The 18,782-nt window shown below is 52.1% G+C and carries 15 protein-coding genes; 4 read left to right on the top strand and 11 right to left on the bottom strand.

What is annotated here, in order from left to right; translation table 11 throughout:
- Nucleotides 1-68 precede the first annotated feature (68 nt).
- The 3 genes from metH to LKE13_RS12815 are packed head-to-tail and all read right to left on the bottom strand — an operon-like array spanning nt 69 to nt 5,694.
- Nucleotides 69-3,776 (bottom strand): methionine synthase, encoded by a 3,708-nt coding sequence (gene metH, locus LKE13_RS12825; RefSeq protein WP_227951768.1) that lies wholly within the window; start codon nt 3,774-3,776, stop codon nt 69-71.
- Between the two features lie 32 nt (nt 3,777-3,808).
- Complete coding sequence (metF, locus tag LKE13_RS12820) at nt 3,809-4,732, bottom strand: methylenetetrahydrofolate reductase [NAD(P)H] (RefSeq protein ID WP_415776533.1); 924 nt, start codon at nt 4,730-4,732, stop codon at nt 3,809-3,811.
- Between the two features lie 2 nt (nt 4,733-4,734).
- Nucleotides 4,735-5,694, bottom strand: coding sequence for an ArsR/SmtB family transcription factor (locus tag LKE13_RS12815; protein WP_227951766.1), 960 nt, complete (start codon nt 5,692-5,694; stop codon nt 4,735-4,737).
- 315 nt (nt 5,695-6,009) lie between these two features.
- On the opposite strand from LKE13_RS12815, the gene LKE13_RS12810 reads away from it, so the two are divergent.
- Nucleotides 6,010-6,807 (top strand): VacJ family lipoprotein, encoded by a 798-nt coding sequence (locus LKE13_RS12810; protein WP_227951765.1) that lies wholly within the window; start codon nt 6,010-6,012, stop codon nt 6,805-6,807.
- Between the two features lie 70 nt (nt 6,808-6,877).
- Nucleotides 6,878-7,504, top strand: coding sequence for a phospholipid-binding protein MlaC (locus LKE13_RS12805; RefSeq protein ID WP_227951764.1), 627 nt, complete (start codon nt 6,878-6,880; stop codon nt 7,502-7,504).
- A 54-nt stretch (nt 7,505-7,558) separates the two neighbouring features.
- Here the strand turns inward: LKE13_RS12805 and phoB are convergent, their stop codons facing one another.
- The 8 genes from phoB to LKE13_RS12765 all read right to left on the bottom strand — a co-directional run bounded on the left by phoB (nt 7,559) and on the right by LKE13_RS12765 (nt 15,811).
- Nucleotides 7,559-8,239: a phosphate regulon transcriptional regulator PhoB gene (phoB, locus tag LKE13_RS12800; protein WP_227951763.1), complete on the bottom strand. Its 681-nt coding sequence runs from the start codon at nt 8,237-8,239 to the stop codon at nt 7,559-7,561.
- 17 nt (nt 8,240-8,256) lie between these two features.
- Nucleotides 8,257-8,973 carry a phosphate signaling complex protein PhoU gene (phoU, locus tag LKE13_RS12795; RefSeq protein ID WP_227951762.1) on the bottom strand — a complete coding sequence of 239 codons (717 nt, stop codon included), beginning with the start codon at nt 8,971-8,973 and terminating at the stop codon, nt 8,257-8,259.
- Nucleotides 8,974-9,003: 30 nt separating this feature from the next.
- Nucleotides 9,004-9,816, bottom strand: coding sequence for a phosphate ABC transporter ATP-binding protein PstB (gene pstB / locus LKE13_RS12790; RefSeq protein ID WP_227951761.1), 813 nt, complete (start codon nt 9,814-9,816; stop codon nt 9,004-9,006).
- 6 nt (nt 9,817-9,822) lie between these two features.
- Nucleotides 9,823-11,130: a phosphate ABC transporter permease PstA gene (gene pstA / locus LKE13_RS12785; RefSeq protein WP_227951760.1), complete on the bottom strand. Its 1,308-nt coding sequence runs from the start codon at nt 11,128-11,130 to the stop codon at nt 9,823-9,825.
- Nucleotides 11,123-12,364, bottom strand: a complete 1,242-nt coding sequence (pstC, locus tag LKE13_RS12780) for a phosphate ABC transporter permease subunit PstC (protein ID WP_227951759.1) — start codon at nt 12,362-12,364, stop codon at nt 11,123-11,125. The genes pstA and pstC overlap by 8 nt, the downstream gene beginning before the upstream one ends.
- 84 nt (nt 12,365-12,448) lie before the next feature.
- Nucleotides 12,449-13,489, bottom strand: a complete 1,041-nt coding sequence (locus tag LKE13_RS12775) for a PstS family phosphate ABC transporter substrate-binding protein (protein ID WP_227951758.1) — start codon at nt 13,487-13,489, stop codon at nt 12,449-12,451.
- A gap of 132 nt (nt 13,490-13,621) precedes the next feature.
- Nucleotides 13,622-14,998 (bottom strand): ATP-binding protein, encoded by a 1,377-nt coding sequence (locus tag LKE13_RS12770; protein ID WP_227951757.1) that lies wholly within the window; start codon nt 14,996-14,998, stop codon nt 13,622-13,624.
- Nucleotides 14,999-15,064: 66 nt separating this feature from the next.
- Nucleotides 15,065-15,811 (bottom strand): SIR2 family NAD-dependent protein deacylase, encoded by a 747-nt coding sequence (locus LKE13_RS12765; RefSeq protein ID WP_227951756.1) that lies wholly within the window; start codon nt 15,809-15,811, stop codon nt 15,065-15,067.
- A 194-nt stretch (nt 15,812-16,005) separates the two neighbouring features.
- On the opposite strand from LKE13_RS12765, the gene LKE13_RS12760 reads away from it, so the two are divergent.
- The gene (locus LKE13_RS12760; protein WP_227951755.1) at nt 16,006-16,371 is read left to right on the top strand and encodes a hypothetical protein; all 366 of its coding nucleotides are present in this window, start codon (nt 16,006-16,008) and stop codon (nt 16,369-16,371) included.
- A gap of 156 nt (nt 16,372-16,527) precedes the next feature.
- A complete protein-coding gene (locus LKE13_RS12755) occupies nt 16,528-18,384 on the top strand; it encodes a tetratricopeptide repeat protein (RefSeq protein ID WP_227951754.1) in 1,857 nt (618 codons plus the stop codon).
- Nucleotides 18,385-18,782: the final 398 nt, after the last annotated feature.

The raw sequence follows: 18,782 nt of genomic DNA, 5'->3' as shown, positions 1-18,782 counted from the left end.
AATAGACTGTATTATTACCGCAACGCCATTCCGACGAAAATCAACTTTGCGTCATTAAACAGAGCGACTTACCCGGCACGCCGAACCCGCTCATAGGCAAGGTTTGAGGCCAGCAGTCTTTCTGCTGCGTCGGGCGAAATTCCCTTGCGTTTAGCGTAATCCTCCACCTGATCGCGGCCGACATTGCCAATCCCGAAATAGCGTGCCTCCGGATGGGAGAAATAAAGCCCCGACACCGACGAGGCCGGCATCATGGCAAAACTTTCGGTAAGCTCAATACCGACCCGCTTTTCCGCTTCCAACAGATCGAACAATCCGCGTTTTTCCGAATGCTCCGGGCAGGCCGGATAGCCGGGCGCCGGGCGGATACCCTGATAGCTTTCGCGGATCAGATCTTCGTTGCCGAGTTGTTCATTGCGGGCATAGGCCCAAAGCTCTTTTCGCGTTTGCTGATGTATATATTCAGCCATGGCCTCCGCCAGTCTATCGGCCAAGGCTTTTAACATAATACTGCTGTAATCATCATGGGTTCTTTTGAATTCTTCAAGCTTTGACTCAATTCCGAGACCCGCCGTCACGGCAAAGGCGCCGATATAGTCCTTCAGGCCGCTTTCCACCGGTGCGATATAATCCGCAAGGCTGTGGTTGGCGCGCCCGTTTTTCCGCATCATCTGTTGCCGCAGGAAGTGGAAGCGATGTTTTTCCTCAGTCCGGCTGTCATCCGTATAGACGATCACGTCATCCCCGTCCCGTGCCGCCGGGAACAGCCCGACAACCGCCTTCGCGGTCAGCCATTTTTCATCAATGATCTTATCCAGCATGGCGGTCGCATCGTTATAAAGTTCGGTCGCGGTTTCCCCGACAACCTTATCTTTCAGGATTTTCGGGAAATGTCCCGCAAGCTCCCACGTCCGGAAGAAGGGTGACCAGTCAATATACTCGCGCAAACTCGCCAGGTTTATGTTCTGGAACTCATTCAGGCCAGGAAAAGGCGGTACCGGAGGCTGATACCCTGACCAGTCGATCGGCACGGCATTTGCGCGCGCTTCTGCCAGTGTGAATTGCTGATCGGGGCGGGATTTTTTGAGATAATTTTCCCGTACCTGTTCATATTCCACCTTGATGCTGTCGCGCAGCTCCTGATTATTCTCGTTGCTGGTCAGCTTGGTGGCGATGCCGACGGCGCGGGACGCGTCCGTCACATAGATCGTCGTCCCGTCATATTGCGGCGCGATCTTGAGCGCCGTATGCACCTTCGAGGTGGTCGCCCCGCCGATCAACAGTGGCAGTTCAAATCCCTGTCGCTGCATTTCTGCGGCAACTGTCGCCATTTCTTCAAGGGACGGCGTGATCAGCCCGGAAAGTCCGATAATATCAACCTTCTCCGAGATCGCTGTTTCAAGGATTTTCGAGTACGGCACCATCACGCCAAGGTCGATCACCTCGAAATTATTACATTGCAGGACGACGCCGACGATGTTCTTGCCAATATCATGCACATCACCCTTGACCGTCGCCATCAGCACCTTTCCCTTGGTCTGTGACTCACCGCTCTTGTCTTTCTCCGCCTCGATAAAGGGTAGAAGATGGGCCACCGCCTGCTTCATGACGCGTGCGCTTTTCACCACCTGCGGCAGGAACATCTTGCCCGACCCAAAGAGGTCACCAACCACATTCATGCCGTCCATCAACGGCCCCTCGATTACCTGAATGGGCCGTGGGAACTGAAGCCGGGCCTCTTCCGTATCGTCGATGATATAATCGGAAATGCCTTTCACCAACGCGTGGGTCAGCCGCTCACCGACCGTTCCTTCGCGCCAGGAAAGATCAATGACATTGCTCCGCTTCTGGCCGATGGCCTGCTCCGCCACTTCGAGCAAGCGTTCCGTCCCGTCCTCGCGCTTGTTGAAGACCACATCCTCAATGCGGTCGCGCAGGTCTTCGGGGATATCTGAATAGACGGCAAGTTGGCCCGCGTTCACGATGCCCATATCCATGCCCGCCTGGATCGCGTGATAGAGGAAAACGGAATGCATCGCCTCGCGCATGGGGTTGTTGCCCCGGAGCGAGAAGGACATGTTGCTGACACCGCCGCTGATCTGAATATGCGGGAGGGTCGCTTTTAGCTCGCGCGTTGCCTCAATATAATCGCGAGAAAAGTTACGATGCTCGTCAATGCCCGTGGCAATGGGGAAAATATTCGGATCAAAAATGATATCTTCTGGAGGAAAATCAACGACTTCCGTCAAAATCTTATAACAGCGCGTGCAGATCTCAATCATCCGCTCTTTGCTATCCGCCTGCCCATCTTCATCGAATGCCATGACCACAGCCGCCGCGCCAAAGCGGCGCACTTCCCGCGCATGCTCAATAAATTCCTCTTCACCTTCCTTTAAAGAAATCGAATTGACGACGCCCTTGCCCTGAATGGTTTTAAGGCCTGCTTGCAAGACTTCCCATTTGGAACTGTCGACCATGATCGGCACCCGGCTGATATCCGGCTCCGAGGCGATGAGGTTGAGGAATGTAGTCATGGCGGATTTCGCATCCAGCATGGCGTCATCCATATTTACATCAACGATTTGCGCACCGTTAATCACCTGCTCCCGCGCGATATCGAGGGCTGTATCATAATCCCCTTCCATCACCAGTTTCTTGAACTTGGCAGAACCGGCAACATTCGTCCGCTCCCCGACATTGATAAAACCCGCCACATCGTCCAGATAAAGCGGCTCCAGCCCGCTCAAGCGACAAACTGGTTCGAGATCGGGTATTTTGCGCGGTGGAAGATTGGCAACGGCCTCGGCAATGGCGGCGATATGTTCCGGGCGCGTACCGCAGCACCCGCCGACAATATTGACAAGGCCACTTTTCGCAAACTCGCCAAGCTGTTCAGCCATATAGGCCGGGGTGTCGTCATAGTCCCCAAGTTCGTTGGGAAGGCCGGCATTGGGATGCACGCTAACCCGCGCCGTCGCAACGTTCGAGACAGACTGAACATGCGGCCGTAAGTCCTTGGCACCCAACGCACAATTAAATCCGATACTGATTGGTTGCACATGCGCCATGGAGGCCCAGAAGGCCTCTGCTGTCTGACCCGATAGTGTCCGGCCGGAAGCATCGGTAATCGTGCCAGAGACCATCACAGGATGGCGAACACCTGTTTCGTCGAAGTAGCGCAGAACCGCATAGATAGCAGCCTTGCAGTTGAGGCTGTCAAACACGGTTTCGATCAGGATAATCTGCGCCCCGCCATCAATCAGGCCCCGCAGTGCCTCATCATATGCCTCGACCAATTCATCAAAGGAAACATTGCGATAGCCCGGATCATTCACATCTGGTGAGATCGATGCCGTGCGGTTGGTCGGCCCCAGGACACCCGCCACGAAGCGTGGCTTTTCGGGAGTTTTTCCCGTCCAGAGGTCAGCCGCCTTGCGGGCAAGCGCCGCGCCCTGCTTGTTGAGCTCATAGACCGCCTTTTCCAGCTTGTAGTCCGCTTGCGCGATCGAGGTGGAGTTAAAGGTGTTAGTCTCCAGTATGTCGGAGCCCGCCGCCAGAAAATCATCATGTATGCTTTCAATCACCTCTGGCTTGGTGAGGGTCAAAAGGTCATTATTGCCCTTCAGGTCATTGCTGACATTGGCATAGGCTGTACCCCGGTAATCTTCCTCCGTCAGCTTAAACCCCTGTATCATGGTGCCCATGGCGCCATCGAGAACCATGATCCTCTTATCAAGAATAGCCTCAAGTTCAGCAAATGCCGGTGACTTCTGCATGGGGTGACCTTTTATCAAAAAAGTTAAATTATTTAAGAAGTTACAGTCTTTAACTCAGGCCGCAGCCCAAGCGTATGGCAGACGGAATAAACCAGATCCGCCCGGTTCAATGTGTAGAAATGGAAATCCGTGACCCCGGCGCGCTGCAATTGCAGACACTGTTCGGACGCGACCATCGCGGCGACAAGATTACGCGTCGCCGGGTCCTCATCCAGATCTTCAAACAGATGTGTCAGCCACGCGGGCACCTGCGTGCCGCATTGCTTGCTGAACTGTCGGATTTTGGAATAGCTGGTGACCGGCAATATACCCGGCACAATCGGAATGGTAATACCATGGGCCCGCGCTCTGTCGATAAAGCGAAGATAAACTTCTGGATCGAAGAAAAACTGAGTAATCGCCCGAGTCGCACCGGCATCCATCTTGCGTTTAAGATAGTCTATATCGGCAAGGCTGGACTTCGCGTCGGGATGAATTTCCGGATAACACCCGACGGAGATTTCGAAATCGTGCTTTTTCTTGAGAAATTCGATCAACTCAACCGAGCCTGCAAATCCGCCGGGGTGCGGCTTGAACCTCTCGAACCCTTCCGGTGGATCACCACGCAACGCGACAAGATGGCGGATACCGCTCTCCCAGTAGCGTTCAGCAATTTCTTCAATCTCGCCCTTCTCCGCCCCTACGCAGGTAAGATGAGCAGCAGGTTCCAGCGTCGTTTCCTGCCGGATACGGCTAACCAGCGAATGGGTCCGCTCCCGTGTTGAGCCCCCGGCCCCGTATGTAACCGAGACAAATTTCGGATTGAGCGGTGCAAGGCGCATCAGGGCCTGCCAATGTTTTTCCGCAAGCGCGTCAGACGTCGGCGGGAAAAATTCGAACGATACGTCAACACGGTTGCGCGCACCGGCCTCCCTCAACCCGCTGGAAACATCGTTCCGCTCCGGTATTCCTGACATAATCATGACGCAACGGCTCCTTTGGATTGGGTGACGGCGGCCGGAACGGCCGTCCATATATTAACAGTAAGGGGATCGCCTTTCAGGACTCTGAAATCCTCCGGCTCAAGCCCCGCGTCGGTGCAGTAGGCCCGAATACTGTCTTCATCGAAGCCCATATGCCGATGGGCATGTTCGGTTCGCAGGCTATCGAGTGTATGGGGGGCAAAATCGACAATCGCCAAAATGCCATCACCGCGAAGAAGGCGCGCAGCTTCCCTGATGGCAACCGCCGGATCTTCCGCGTAATGGAGCACCTGATGGATGACGATAGCGTCCTGTGACTGAGCAATAAAAGGCAGGTTATACATATCCGCGAGGCGCACCTGACAATTCCTAAGGCCCGCATCCTCAATCGCAGAACGCGCGAAGGACAACATCTCCCGGCTGGAATCAACGCCGATCGCGTGGGTAACCTTGGGGCCGAACAACTCCAGCATACGGCCGGTCCCCGTGCCTATATCAAGGAAATCGATGATCTTGTGACCTTTGGTAAGTGTGACAAGAGCCTCTTCCACCGCTTCTTCGGAGACATGAAGGGAGCGAATCTCGTTCCAGCGGACGGCATTCTCACGGAAATATTCCTCCGCCGCCATGATCCGCGCCTTTTTAACAACCTCAAGACGATCTAAGTCCCGTGAAACAATGGGGTCTTCCTCCGGCACCAGATCAACGAGCGTACGGGCTAACAGTGACGCGTTATGTTTCGCCGACAATCGGTAAAAAACCCAGCTCCCCTCCTGATACCGGTCCAGCAGGCCTGCATCGCACAGAAGTTTAAGATGACGGGAAACACGTGGCTGGCTTTGCCCGAGAATCTGTGTCAGTTCACTGACCGTCAATTCCGAATGGCCGCAAAGTACCAGCAATCTCAGCCGGGTTTCCTCCCCGGCAGCGCGCAATCCCTGGAGCAGATTTTCCACATCAACCTCAATAAAATCATCAATTTGAACGATATAAACATATCTTTATATCTTAGTACAGGAAAAATATTGCCTAACTCGCGACTTTTTCGCCACACCATAGTAGTAATCTGTTGACCTGAAAAAACAGCGACTCGCCTTGAATATGGCCATGTGATAATTACAACTTCTGAGATTGCCGTGTCTAAGAACGTTGTTTTTTTGTGAAAATCGATTAAACAGGGTTAAGTAATAAGGTTAAAGACTTTGGTAACTCTTACCGGATAGGTTAGGCCTCACTTCCGGACCACAGGTATTGAGTTGGAAAAGATAAAAATGGGTTTGCGTTCAAAATCATCCTCCCTAAAAGCCGGTCTAACGGCCCTTGCGCTTCTCGTTGCCGTCAGTGGCTGTGCGACACCGCAGCAAAAAGACGGCAAAGCCGTCGCGGTGATGTATAACGAGGTTTACGATCCGCTTGAGCCGATGAACCGATACTTCTTTGACGTGAACTACGCGCTTGATGCGCTGTTCTTCAAACCGGTGGCAGAAATATATCGTGGCGTCGTTCCAGAGCCTGTACGCGATAGTGTCACGAACTTCCTGACCAACCTGTCGCAGCCGATCTACCTGATCAATAATGTCCTGCAGGGCGACCTCAATGGCGCCGGCGACAACATGGGCGCTTTCTTTACCAATACTTTCCTGGGGGTTGGCGGCCTGTTTGATGTGGCCAAATTGAATACTCCATCTGAAGATATGGGCCAGACTTTTGCGAAATGGGGCATTCAGGAAGGGCCGTATCTCGTTGTTCCAATCCTCGGTCCAAGAACAACACGTGCCGCCGTTGGTGGTATTGCCGATTATTATCTCGACCCGATCAATTACGCCGCCAAAGAAAATGATATCGAACATTTCGGCGTCATTCGCACAGCGGCCCATGGGCTGGACCAAAGGTCTCGTTCAATCGAGGCTCTTGATGAAATCGAAAAGAACTCGATCGACTTCTATGCGGCAATCAGAAGCCTGTATCGACAAAATCGGAACAATATGATTCTTAATGGTGCCAGCAATTCGACACAATTGCCGGATATGTCATTCGATGATGATGACGAGCCCGTTAAGAAAAATTAGTTAGATTTAATTTTTTTATTCGAAATTTTATTTTCCAATTGGAAACGAATTCCGTCGGGGGTGTGTTTTAATGTTCACGAGACGAAAATTTTTCCAGGGAACGCTCATCGCTGCGGCAATGACTGTCCTGTTTCAACCATCGGCCTTTGCGGCTGAAACCAAAGAACAAGCTGCCCTGGCGATGGTCAAGGCTATCGGAGATGAGGCTGTAGCTACGCTTGCGGATAAGTCTTTAAGCGAAGAGCAAAAGCAGGAACGCTTCGAGAAGTTTCTTGATTCCAGCTTTGATATGAAACGCATCGGACGCTTTGTTCTTGGTCAGTACTGGCGCGGCGCAACCGGCGCAGAACAAACCGAGTTTCTAAATGTTTTTCGCGATTACATGGTGACAAGTTACGCCGAGAAAATCGGCTCCTATTCCGGGGAAAATCTGGAAATCAAGGATGCAACATCACTCAATGACAAGGAATCGCTGGTTCATTCCGTGATTGTTCGGCCCAACGGCCCGCCTATCAAGCTTGACTGGCGGGTTCGCAAAACCAATGACGGCGAGAAGATCGTCGATGTCATTATTGAGGGTATCAGCATGGCACAGACGCATCGCTCCGAATTTGCCTCTGTGGTCAGCCAGCCCGGTGTTGGCGTTGAAGGTTTAATCAACAAGCTGAAAGAACAGATCAAGACCGCGTCAAACTAACGGCGTTATCTGAATAAATTAAATGCCGCCCTGCAACCAGCTGGGCGGCATTTTTTATGCCTTCTCGAAGCAGTAACCCACCGCGCGGACAGTCCTGATCAGGTCGACGTCACCTTTTTCGTTCAGCGCCTTGCGCAGGCGGCGGATATGGACATCAACCGTCCTATCCTCGACATAAACATTTTGGCCCCAGACACCATCGAGCAGTTGCTCACGGGTAAGGACTCGCCCTGCCCGCTCCATAAAGTAACGGAGCAGCTTGAATTCCGTAGGACCCAAGCGCAGTTCTCGTTCGCCCCGCTTGACCTTATAGGCAACCAGATCGACGACGACATCGGCGACGCTCAGCTGCTCGTTGCCCGCTTCCGGATTACGGCGGCGGAGAACAGCGCGAATGCGAGCCATCAGTTCAGCTGGTGAAAAGGGTTTAGACACATAGTCATCCGCCCCAACATCTAGGCCCCTCACCCGGTCGGCTTCTTCCCCGCGCGCAGTGATCATGATAACCGGCAGGTTGCTATGCTTCTGGTCGCGGCGAAGACGGCGACAGATCTCGATACCGGACACCTTTGGCAGCATCCAGTCGAGCAGGAGCATATCGGGATGTTCTTCTTCGATAGCAAGCATTGCTTCATCCCCGTCATGAGCGGAAGCAACGTCGAATCCTTCGCTTTCAAGATTGTATCGCAGGAGCTCGACCATGGCCGGCTCATCTTCTACTACAAGTATCTTCATCTGGTTATACTAACACCTTAAGGATTTTCATTCTCTATCATGGTGACACTGGTCTTGTCGCCCTTCGGGCGCGGTTCCGTCGGCATCTCGCCGGTGACCTGATAGATGATAATTTCGGCTATATTTGTCATATGATCGCCGATCCGTTCAATATTTTTTGCCATGAAGATCAGATGCGTACAGCTTGTAATGCTGCGCGGATCCTCCATCATGAAGGTCAGGAGTTCCCGGAACATACTGTTATAAAGCTGGTCCACCTCCTGATCCCGTCTCCAGACATCATACGCGAGATCAGGATCGCCAATGGCATAGGCCTTTAATGTGTCATCAATCATCCGGCGAACCATATCGCCCATCCGAGGGATGGAGGAAATCGGCGCGAGCGACGGCGATGTATTCAGCGCGATCACACGTTTGGATATATTTGCCGCATAGTCGGCAACCCGCTCCAGGACGGACGCTATCTTGAGTGCCGAGATCACCAGCCGCAAGTCATCTGCAACCGGATTTCTGAGCGCCAGCACGCGGATCGCCTTGTTATCGACCTCTTGCTCCAGACTATCGACAGCCTTGTCCGCCTCGATCGTCTTGAGCGCGAGTTCGGTATTCCGCTCGGTCAAGGAACGTACGGCTGCTTCAAGCTGGGATTCGGCAAGTCCGCCCATCTCGACAATGGTATTGCGAACATCTTCAAGCTCTTCGTCAAAAGACTTAACGATATGACCGCTACTCATTTTGGAATTCTCCTGTTCCTGACTGTGTTATCAACCGAACCGACCGGTGATGTAGCCCTGCGTCCGTTCATCGGATGGGCTGGTAAATAGTTTTTCGGTATTTCCTGTCTCAACAATTTCCCCAAGATGGAAGAAGGCTGTCTGCTGGGAAATACGCGCTGCCTGCTGCATCGAATGGGTCACGATAATGATGGTATAGTTTTCCTTAAGCTCATCAATCAGTTCCTCGACCTTTGCCGTGGCAATCGGGTCGAGCGCAGAACAGGGCTCATCCATCAGGATAATGTCCGGCCGCACAGCGAGTGCCCGAGCAATACAGAGCCGCTGCTGCTGCCCGCCGGAAAGGCCGGTACCCGATGAATGCAGACGATCCTGCACTTCCTTGATCAGGCCTGCCTTTTCAAGGCTGGTGAGCACAATTTCATCGAGATCGTCCTTATTCTGGGCAAGGCCATGAATTCGGGGACCATAGGCAACATTATCGTAAATCGATTTGGGAAACGGGTTCGGTTTCTGAAACACCATACCAACGCGCGCACGAAGAAGAACCTCGTCCACATCAGGGCCGTAAATATCAACGCCGTCGAGCAAGATTTCTCCTGTGACGCGGCATCCGTCCACCGTGTCATTCATCCGGTTAATACAGCGCAAGTAAGTTGACTTACCGCAACCGGAAGGACCGATCAGGGAGGTCACCTGATGCTTGTTAATATTCAGCGATACGCCCTGAAGAGCATGATTGTCGCCATAGTACACATTGACATCCCGCGTCGAGATAATAACCCCATGGTCCGTATTGGGATGGCTTTCGACGTTTTCTTCTGCTTGGATTTGCACGTTCATTTCCTTCTACCAACGACGTTCGAACTTCTTGCGAAGGAAAATCGCAAAAGCGTTCATTAAGATAAGGAACCCGAGCAATACCATGATCGCGCCGGATGTTTTTTCAACAAAGGCCCGCTCCGGACTGTCTGCCCAGAGGAAAATCTGCACCGGCATAACCGTTGCCGGATCGTTAAAGCCGCCCGGAATATCGGCGATAAAGGCGACCATTCCGATCATCAGGAGCGGTGCCGTTTCACCGAGAGCCTGTGACAGGCCAATAATCGTGCCCGTCAGAATGCCCGGCATGGAAAGTGGCAATATATGATGAAACGCCGCTTGTTGTTTTGAGGCCCCGAGGCCAAGCGCCGCCTGACGAATACTGTCGGGCACGGCACGGATAGCCGCACGGGCAGCAATGATAATGGTCGGCAACGTCATCAACGCGAGCGTCAAACCACCAACGACCGGCGCTGATCTGGGCATATGTGCCACATTCAGGAAGATCGCGAGCCCGAGAAGACCAAAGACGATCGAGGGAACCGCCGCAAGATTGTTGATATTCACCTCAATCAGGTCGGTGAGCTTGTTCTTGGCCGCGAATTCTTCGAGATAGATCGCCGTCATCACACCGATAGGAAAGGCAATTACCATAGTAATCACGAGCGTATAGAATGAGCCAACCATGGCGCCCGCAATACCCGCCTTTTCCGGCTCCCGACTGTCGCCATTGGTGAAGAATCCCGTATTGAAATGAAGTTTAATGTCACCGTCTGCTTCCAGCACATCCAGCCAGGCAAGCTCCTTGTCTTTTACGCGGCGGTCATCCTCCACCAGATTACGATCGATATAGCCCTTTTTGACCATATCGACATCATCCCCGGCAAGGAGAGAGACAGGGATCGTCTTACCGATCAGTTCCGGGTCATTCTCGACCATTTTACGTAGCTTCGTATTCGCATCTCCGCTGACGAGACCAAACAACCGTCTCAAGTCGCGTCGACCTTTCACATCAGGGAATTTTTCGCGCAGGGCATTCTGCACCAGTTTGTTATAATTAGCCGAGCGAAGCTCCGCCGGGTCCAGCGTTCCATTCGGATCGATCACCTCCTCAGCGAAGGTAATGTCCAACGTGACAAAAGTCTGTACGAAGGCGGTATACCCCTTGCTGACAATGCTGAACAACAGGATCGCCAGCAATGTAAGCGCCGTGAGGATCGCCAGCAGCCCGGTCAGACGGAACCGGCGCTCTGACCGTTTACGCTTCTTCAGGTTCTTGAGAAACGCCTCTGATTGCCAGGCGTTGCCGCCCTCTTTTTGAGCTTGATCAGTCATATTTTTCCCGATATTTGCGAACCACGATCAAGGCGATCACGTTCAGGCATAAGGTAACAATGAAGAGCACCAGGGCCAGAGCAAAGGCGGCCAGAGTTTTGGCGCTGTCAAATTCCTGGTCTCCAACGAGCAAGCCAACAATCTGCACGGTAACCGTTGTCACGGCTTCCAGCGGATTGGCTGTCAGGTTGGCGGCAAAGCCAGCAGCCATAACCACAATCATGGTTTCACCAATTGCGCGACTGACAGCCAGTAGAACCGCGCCGACTATGCCCGGCAGGGCCGCAGGCAGGATCACTTTGCGAACAGTCTCTGATTTTGTCGCGCCAAGACCGTAGGACCCATCGCGTAAAGACTGAGGCACGGCCATAATGATGTCGTCACTCAAAGACGAGACGAACGGGATAATCATCATCCCCATAACCACACCGGCGGCAAGCGCGCTTTCAGAAACAACATCAATCCCGAGAGAATCCCCAAGGTCGCGGAAGAAGACGCCAACCGTCAAGGCGGCAAAGAATCCATAAACCACCGTCGGGATACCCGCCAGAATTTCCAGCATCGGCTTAACCACCGAACGGAACCGGCTGGACGCATATTCCGTCATATAAACCGCGCTCAATAACCCAAGCGGAACCGCAACACACATAGCGATAAAGGTAATGAGCAGCGTACCCGTGAACAATGGAATTGATCCAAATGCCCCGCTTGATCCCACCTGATCGGTGCGAAGGGCTGTCTGCGGGCTCCAGGTGAGGCCGAAGAAGAACTCACTCATCGGCACCTTGCCGAAAAACTGGATCGTTTCGAACAGGAGCGAAAGAACAATACCAAGTGTCGTCAGAATGGAAATAATCGAGGCTAAGATCAGGATCACATAGATCAGACCCTCAATCGTCTTGCGGACCCGAAGATCCGGATTAATTCTTAAAATTGAGAAATAAAGCCCTGCCCCGGCTGCCAGCAGAAGAATGACCGGAAAAACAACCCGGTCTATCTGTCGCATAGCGCCTGTGTCCATCTGGATTGGCGTCACCTGAAGTATGGCCCAGATACCTCCCAGAATAACTGGCGGCACAAGAGCCCAAATGACAACATACAGTCCGAACTGATGCGGACGCGGCGTTAAAAAATTAGAGGATTTACGGACGGTGTTGAGCGCCTTTTTTGAACCAAACCAATATCCAACCGCAGACATCAGCAAAAGAACGATTAAAAGAGGATAAAAGCTCATATCGGTTTCTTTTTGTTAGTAAAAAGGCACAAAAATGGAAAAAAGAGGCGAGCGACATATGTCACCCGCCCCTTTCAATCAGGATTACATAAGTTTCAAAGGAGCCAGAGCGAGAGCTTCTTTACGTACTTCTGCACGTTCAGCTTCGGAAAGTGGGATCAGGCCCTTCTCTGTCAGGTAACCATATTCACCGAATGCTTTTTCGCTGGTGAATTCTGCAATGAATTCCTTGATGCCGGTCACTTCACCAACATGCGCATCCTTCACATAGAAGAAGAGTGAGCGAGAAATACCATACTGACCATCAGCAATATTTTCAAAAGTCGGTTCAACACCGCCAACTGTCGCGCCCTGAAGCTTGTCAGAGTTCTGGTCAAGGAAACTGAAACCGAAGATGCCGACAGCGTCTTTGTTTGCTTCGAGTTTTTGAACAATCAGGTTGTCGTTCTCGCCAGCTTCGATATAGGCACCGTCTTCACGAACTGAATGGGCAACCGCCTTGAATGCTTTCTTGTCTGATTTTCTCAGGTCTTTCAGCATGTCAAAACCTTTTGCGCCGCCTTCCATGGCCAACTCAACAAACGCATCGCGTGTTCCGCTGGTCGGTGGTGGGCCGAGAACTTCGATTTTTGTATCCGGAAGAGACGGATCAACGTCTTTCCAGGTCTTGTATGGGTTATCAACCAGCTTTCCGTCGATCGGAACCTGTTTAGCGAGAGCTGAAAAAATCTGTTTTTTCGTCAGGTTAAACGGCGCAACCGCTTTGGAATTCGCAAGAACGATACCGTCATAACCAACTTTAACTTCGGTGATATCGGTAACGCCGTTTTTCGCACAAGTTTCAACTTCTGACTTTTTGATACGACGTGACGCGTTCGTTATATCAGGTGTGTTCAAATCTGCGCCTGCGCAGAAAAGCTTCAAACCACCGCCAGAACCGGTGCTTTCAACAACTGGCGTTTTAAAGTTGCCAGTGCTGCCGAATGCTTCGGCAACTGCTGTTGAAAATGGGAAAACAGTTGAAGAGCCGACGATCCTGATCTGATCGCGAGCCATAGCTTGTCCGGAAAGGGCAACAGTAGCGACCGTTGCGGCGATTGCCAGACCGAGAGTTTTGTTTAGCACGTTTCATTCTCCGTTAATTGCATACGACAGCATTATCTGTCGTTGGACGGGACAATGCTCTTCATTCGCGACAGAAGTACTACAGTTTCATGACAGTAATGTTACAGGCGACAAGTCCCTGTTTTCTGCGGGTCAGGAGGTATAAATCGGTATTCTTACGGCGAATTTCGAGCCTTCACCGACCACGGATTCAATCTCGAGATGTCCGCGATGGCGACTCACAATATGTTTAACAATTGCGAGGCCCAATCCCGTTCCGCCAAGTTTCCGGCTGCGGTCACTGTCAACTCGATAAAATCTCTCGGTTAATCGGGATAAATGCTCTTCGGGGATACCCTCCCCTGTATCAATGACGGTGATGCGCGCTTCACGGCCCGTTACTGTCACCTCTATGCGAATTTCGCTTTCCTCAAAGCTGTATTTCAAGGCATTATCGATGAGATTGGTGAAAACCTGTGTCAACTGATCAAAATCACCGGTGACAAACACATCATTCTCCGGCATCTGCACGGCAATTGATTTACCCATTTCGACCGATTTCGCCTTGAGCAGGCTATTAACACCTTGTAATACCTTACCAATATCCACCCGATCGGAGGGGCGACTATGCTCATTGATCTCGATATGTGACAACGATAAAAGATCGTCAATCAGCTGCGACATGCGGAGAGACTGCGCCTGCATCATGGAGAAGAACCTCTGATGCGCCTCCAGATCGTTCCGCGCAGGCCCGATAAGCGTTTCAAGCGCCCCGATCAGGATCGCAAGCGGGGTTCTGAGTTCATGGCTGGCGTTGGCGACAAAATCAACGCGCATCTGCTGCATGCGGCGCGACTCCGTCAGGTCATACAGCGTGACAATGAGGCGAAGCCCCTCGCTGCTCTCGTCTCTCAGGTTGACAATATAGGCCGCGACATACCGGGGTACGACATCGGAGATGGTAAATTCAATCCGTGTATCCGGGTCCTTACCCGCATAGGCCGCATCGACAGCCTTCAGCAGGGCCGGATGGCGCAGGAATCGGGTGAGATCCCCTTGCATCTCGGTGACGTTGAAGAATTTATTCGCCGCCGCATTGGAACGACGGATACTCCGCCGGTTGCCGAGCACCAACACCGGGTCGGGCAGCATGTCGAACAAGAGCGACGCCTCATCCTGGCGCGATTGCGCTTCTTGCAGCATATGTTGCAGAACTCGGCGGTATTGCTGCATGGTCAGCAGCAAATTATCCAGAGGAAGCAAGCCGGTTCGCAGGCCCGCCTTGTCATCCCCCTCCAACGGGGACATAATTGCCGCCCGTTCCATGCGGAAGGCCACCGCCTGCATTTCGCGAACCAACCGGGTATAGAGAATCAAGGCGGGTAATACCGCAGCGGCAAGAATCAATAAATATTCTTCTATTACAAAGTCTTCGCCCGAATATAAAAAGAATGTGACGATGGAAACGGGCGCAGCCATGGCGAAAACAAACACCAACATTTTCCATAAGTAACTACTACTATTATACATTCTCTATTCTCATTACGCGGTACCCAGATCAGGGGAAATTTCAATGTTTCTTATGAGAGTGTTATTTTACAATTTTGTGACAGCGGCGAGCGTTTCCCCGATTTCCCGGTTGAGCACTATATCCGCGTGACTGTCCAGCGGTGTCGGCTCGCGGTTGAGGATCACCAGTTCCGCCCCGCCCTGCTTTGCCATCAACGGTATCTCCGCCGCGGGATAAACAACGAGGGAAGAGCCGATGGCCAACAATAAATCGCAGGTCAGAGCCGCAGCAGAGGCCCGGCGCATTTCCTCAACCGGCATGGCCTGACCGAAGGAAATTGTCGCGGTTTTGACGATCCCGCCACATTTTTCACATATTGGCAGGGTTTCATTGAGTGAGAAAATTTCCTGCACCTCTGAAAGTTCCATCCGCGTTCCGCAATCGAGACATTTCGCATAGGTCGTATTTCCATGCACTTCAATCACATCCTCATCACGAATGCCGGATGCTTGATGCAAGCCATCAATATTCTGCGTGATCACCGCACCGATTTTTCCTTGATCATAAAGGGAGGAAATTGCCATATGTCCTTTATTTGGCTTGGCTTTTGACAGAACAGATTCCATCGCGAACTTGCGCCGCCAGCTCTCGCGCCGTGCCTCTTCCGATCCAAGGAATTCGGAAAATTCAATCGGCCGGTTCTTTTCCCAGAGCCCGCCGGGACTCCGGAAATCAGGGATACCGGATTCAGTGCTGATCCCTGCCCCGGTAAAAATGACAATTGATTGGCTGTTCTCAATCAACTCGGCAAATGCTTCAAACTCCGCTGGCATTCCAATCTCCTTGCGCGCGCCGCATTTCCCACATTACAGGCGCTTTGCTTCTATGCCTATTATAGGGAAAAAGCACGGAACACCCTAATTTCGATATTTTTTCTCATCCCCTGTCACAAAGGCCCCCGCGAGACGTCATCTGTACATGTCAAACGGCATCGCTTCTACGCGCGGCCCGTCATCAGGAGTACAGCATGAACAGGGAAAACATGAACAATATCGTCGCAAAGGAATTTTCAGACGCTTTGGCCCGTTGCAACCAGCAGGGCATAGACGCCAGTACGGTCCGCACCGGATTACTCACCATCGCCATCGCCAATTTCGTCAACGGGATTGGCCTCGATAACACGGTTTCTCTATTTAGCGTGCTGCCAGAGCAAATCCGCTCCGGTATGTTCGATCGCTTCGTCGATCCGTCGCAACCTCGGGCGGCAAATTCCACCCCCGCCTATCGCGCCCCGGTCAGCGTAACCCAGCAGCAACCTGTCGATGTCAGTCGACATGTTGCTTCAGCTACCCCGGCGGCGCAGACGGCACCCATTAAGCGGCGGCGCTTATAATCGAACTCGGTAGAAAATGCGAAAATCCTGAAAATTACCCTCAAGGCCGTCCCACAAATTTTACAACAATTTTCCCTAACCATTAACCGTTTTTAAGGAAGATGGTCGTAGGCTGTAGCATAGATTTGGTTTATATTTTAAAAGAGAGGCCTAGCTGTGCCGCAAAATATACGTCTTGCCGCTCGTTTCCGGACTGTACTTCTCGCTACGACTGGCTTGGTTGCCGCGGGTTGTAACACTATTTCGGATCAATCTGCTTCTGCCGATCCGGCTGGAGCTCCGCCTGCTATTACAAAAACCACCTCCAGCGATGCCACCACATCAAAGGCGATGTCTTATGAGGCAATGTTGCGGGTTGCAGAGCGGGCGTGGCAGAAGAATGACGCTACCACGGCACTCGGAATTTATGCCACCGCTGCCAAACAGCGACCAACAGATCCCGCGCCTTATCTCAAAATCAGCGAAATACTGCGTAAAACGGGTCGGCCGCATGAGGCCATTACCGTTTATCAGCGCATTCTTGCCTTCGATGCAAGCAATCTCGCAGCACATCACGGCATCGGCTTCAGCCATCTGCAGATGGAAAAGCCCTATCTCGCCTCTCAGTCCTTTACGAATGCCCTCGAAATTGACAGCAATGATGGCAAATCACTTGGCGGCCTCGCGGTTGCTCTCGACAAGGCTGGCGATCATGAGCAGGCACAAAGCTATTATCAGCGCGCCGTCAAGGCAGATCCAAATAACCTCAATCACAAGAGTAATCTGGCACTATCTCTCGCCCTCTCTGGCAAGACTGAGCAGGCAATTGCAATTCTGAAAGTTGTTACGGAAAACCCGAATGCAACGGCTAAGCATCGTCAGACTTTAGCGCTTGCCTATGGCTTGGCCGGAAAATCCGGTGAGGCGATGAAATATTCACGTATGGATCTCTCAGAAGAGGATGCCCGCAACAATGCGCTTTACTTTGAAGCGCTGAATAGCAACGCGGACGAACAGGTTGCCTCTCTTGATGATCAAATCAAAAAGATGAAAGCCTCGCATGTTACAGTCGCCGCCGAAGAGCGGGCGAAAGGCAACATGCCACGCCTGCCGGAAAATCCAGATATATTAGTTTCCCGCCTGGATGAAGAAACGCTCGGCACGGACGCTACCAAGGGCAAGAAAACATCTCCTTTCAAGACGCAACCGAAAAGTCTTGTCCCGGAATCAAATGCTCTAATGATGATGGCAAAATCCGAACCGCCAATGTCAAAAGAGGCTCCGGTAAAGGATATTGCTCCGGTTGTTGTAGCCAAGAAAGAGGCTCCGAAGCCGATTGAAAAGCCGACTGTCACGGCAATGAAAAAACCTGAAAAGGCGAAGGAAAAGCCTGTCACTTTTGTAAAGAAAGAAATCGCACCGGTTGAAAAACCCGTGACCATGGCAAAGGCAGAAACCCCTGCCCCGGCACGTGAATGGACGCTGGACAAAAAAGCAATTCCGGCTTCACCCAAGAAAAGCGAGGCTGTCCTTACCAAAGCTACCGAAGACAAAGCTCTGGCCGTTACTAAAGTAGGTCTGGTGCCGGGAGACATGCCCCTAAATAGTGAAGTTCGTGCCTATAAACCTGATGGTGGCAGCTACTTCCTGCAGATCGGATCTTACAAAGAAAAGTCCGACGCAGAAAAAGGCTGGAGGATTGTGCAGACCCAGAATGTCGATCTGCTCAGTGACGTCGATCCTGTTATTCAAGAGATTGACCTAGGTGAAGAAAAGGGCGGCATGTTTTACCGTCTGAAAATTGGCGGCTTTACTGACAAGATGCGGACAATGCAACTTTGCGGCAGTCTTCGGGATCGCAAGTTTGATTGCTTTATGCCCACAGAAGCCAAAGTACCTGCCAAGAAAGACAGCACGCCCTCCCTCGCCCCGAACCAGCGGATGGTGGATAGCAAGGATGCAAACAAACCGAGGACGCCAACGGAGCCGAACCTGACAGCCGAATTCGGAGAAGGCTTTAGTGGCGCTCTCTAAAAGATAGTCAGATCAACGACGAACGGGCCGGCTTACCATCGGCCCGTTTTTTTATGCAGATACTTCTTTGTCACATTGCGCCCCTTTAGCTTGAAACTGCCCCAGCACTGTCCCTTTCTACTGAACGGGCCGCTCTCCTCCATCAAGTTAAAGCCTTCCTTTCCCGCTCCATGCCCTATTTATCTAAATTCTGGGCATCCATGGGCTTTCACCGGAAAACCTTGGGGAGCCCTGGAGTTCCCAGGGCAGCCCAGGGTAGCCCTGGAAATTCATGGAAAGCCCCCGATAACCCAACTAAAAGCCCCAAACAATGGGCAAACATGGAGAATAGTGGAGAGTTACAGAAGGACCATGGAAATAACTTGGATAGAGCATGGATATCCCATGGAAAGTGATGG

The organism is Sneathiella sp. HT1-7 (assembly GCF_020731145.1).
Lineage (GTDB): Bacteria > Pseudomonadota > Alphaproteobacteria > Sneathiellales > Sneathiellaceae > Sneathiella.
This window is presented reverse-complemented; position numbering and strand designations above follow the sequence as displayed.

Coding starts and splice junctions, on each gene's coding strand:
- metH (WP_227951768.1), bottom strand. CDS start 3,776: ATGCAGAAGTCACCGGCATTTGCTGAACTTGAGGCTATTCTTGATAAG.
- metF (WP_415776533.1), bottom strand. CDS start 4,732: ATGTCAGGAATACCGGAGCGGAACGATGTTTCCAGCGGGTTGAGGGAG.
- LKE13_RS12810 (WP_227951765.1), top strand. CDS start 6,010: ATGGGTTTGCGTTCAAAATCATCCTCCCTAAAAGCCGGTCTAACGGCC.
- LKE13_RS12805 (WP_227951764.1), top strand. CDS start 6,878: ATGTTCACGAGACGAAAATTTTTCCAGGGAACGCTCATCGCTGCGGCA.
- phoB (WP_227951763.1), bottom strand. CDS start 8,239: ATGAAGATACTTGTAGTAGAAGATGAGCCGGCCATGGTCGAGCTCCTG.
- phoU (WP_227951762.1), bottom strand. CDS start 8,973: ATGAGTAGCGGTCATATCGTTAAGTCTTTTGACGAAGAGCTTGAAGAT.
- pstB (WP_227951761.1), bottom strand. CDS start 9,816: ATGAACGTGCAAATCCAAGCAGAAGAAAACGTCGAAAGCCATCCCAAT.
- pstA (WP_227951760.1), bottom strand. CDS start 11,130: ATGACTGATCAAGCTCAAAAAGAGGGCGGCAACGCCTGGCAATCAGAG.
- pstC (WP_227951759.1), bottom strand. CDS start 12,364: ATGAGCTTTTATCCTCTTTTAATCGTTCTTTTGCTGATGTCTGCGGTT.
- LKE13_RS12770 (WP_227951757.1), bottom strand. CDS start 14,998: ATGTATAATAGTAGTAGTTACTTATGGAAAATGTTGGTGTTTGTTTTC.
- LKE13_RS12765 (WP_227951756.1), bottom strand. CDS start 15,811: ATGCCAGCGGAGTTTGAAGCATTTGCCGAGTTGATTGAGAACAGCCAA.
- LKE13_RS12760 (WP_227951755.1), top strand. CDS start 16,006: ATGAACAGGGAAAACATGAACAATATCGTCGCAAAGGAATTTTCAGAC.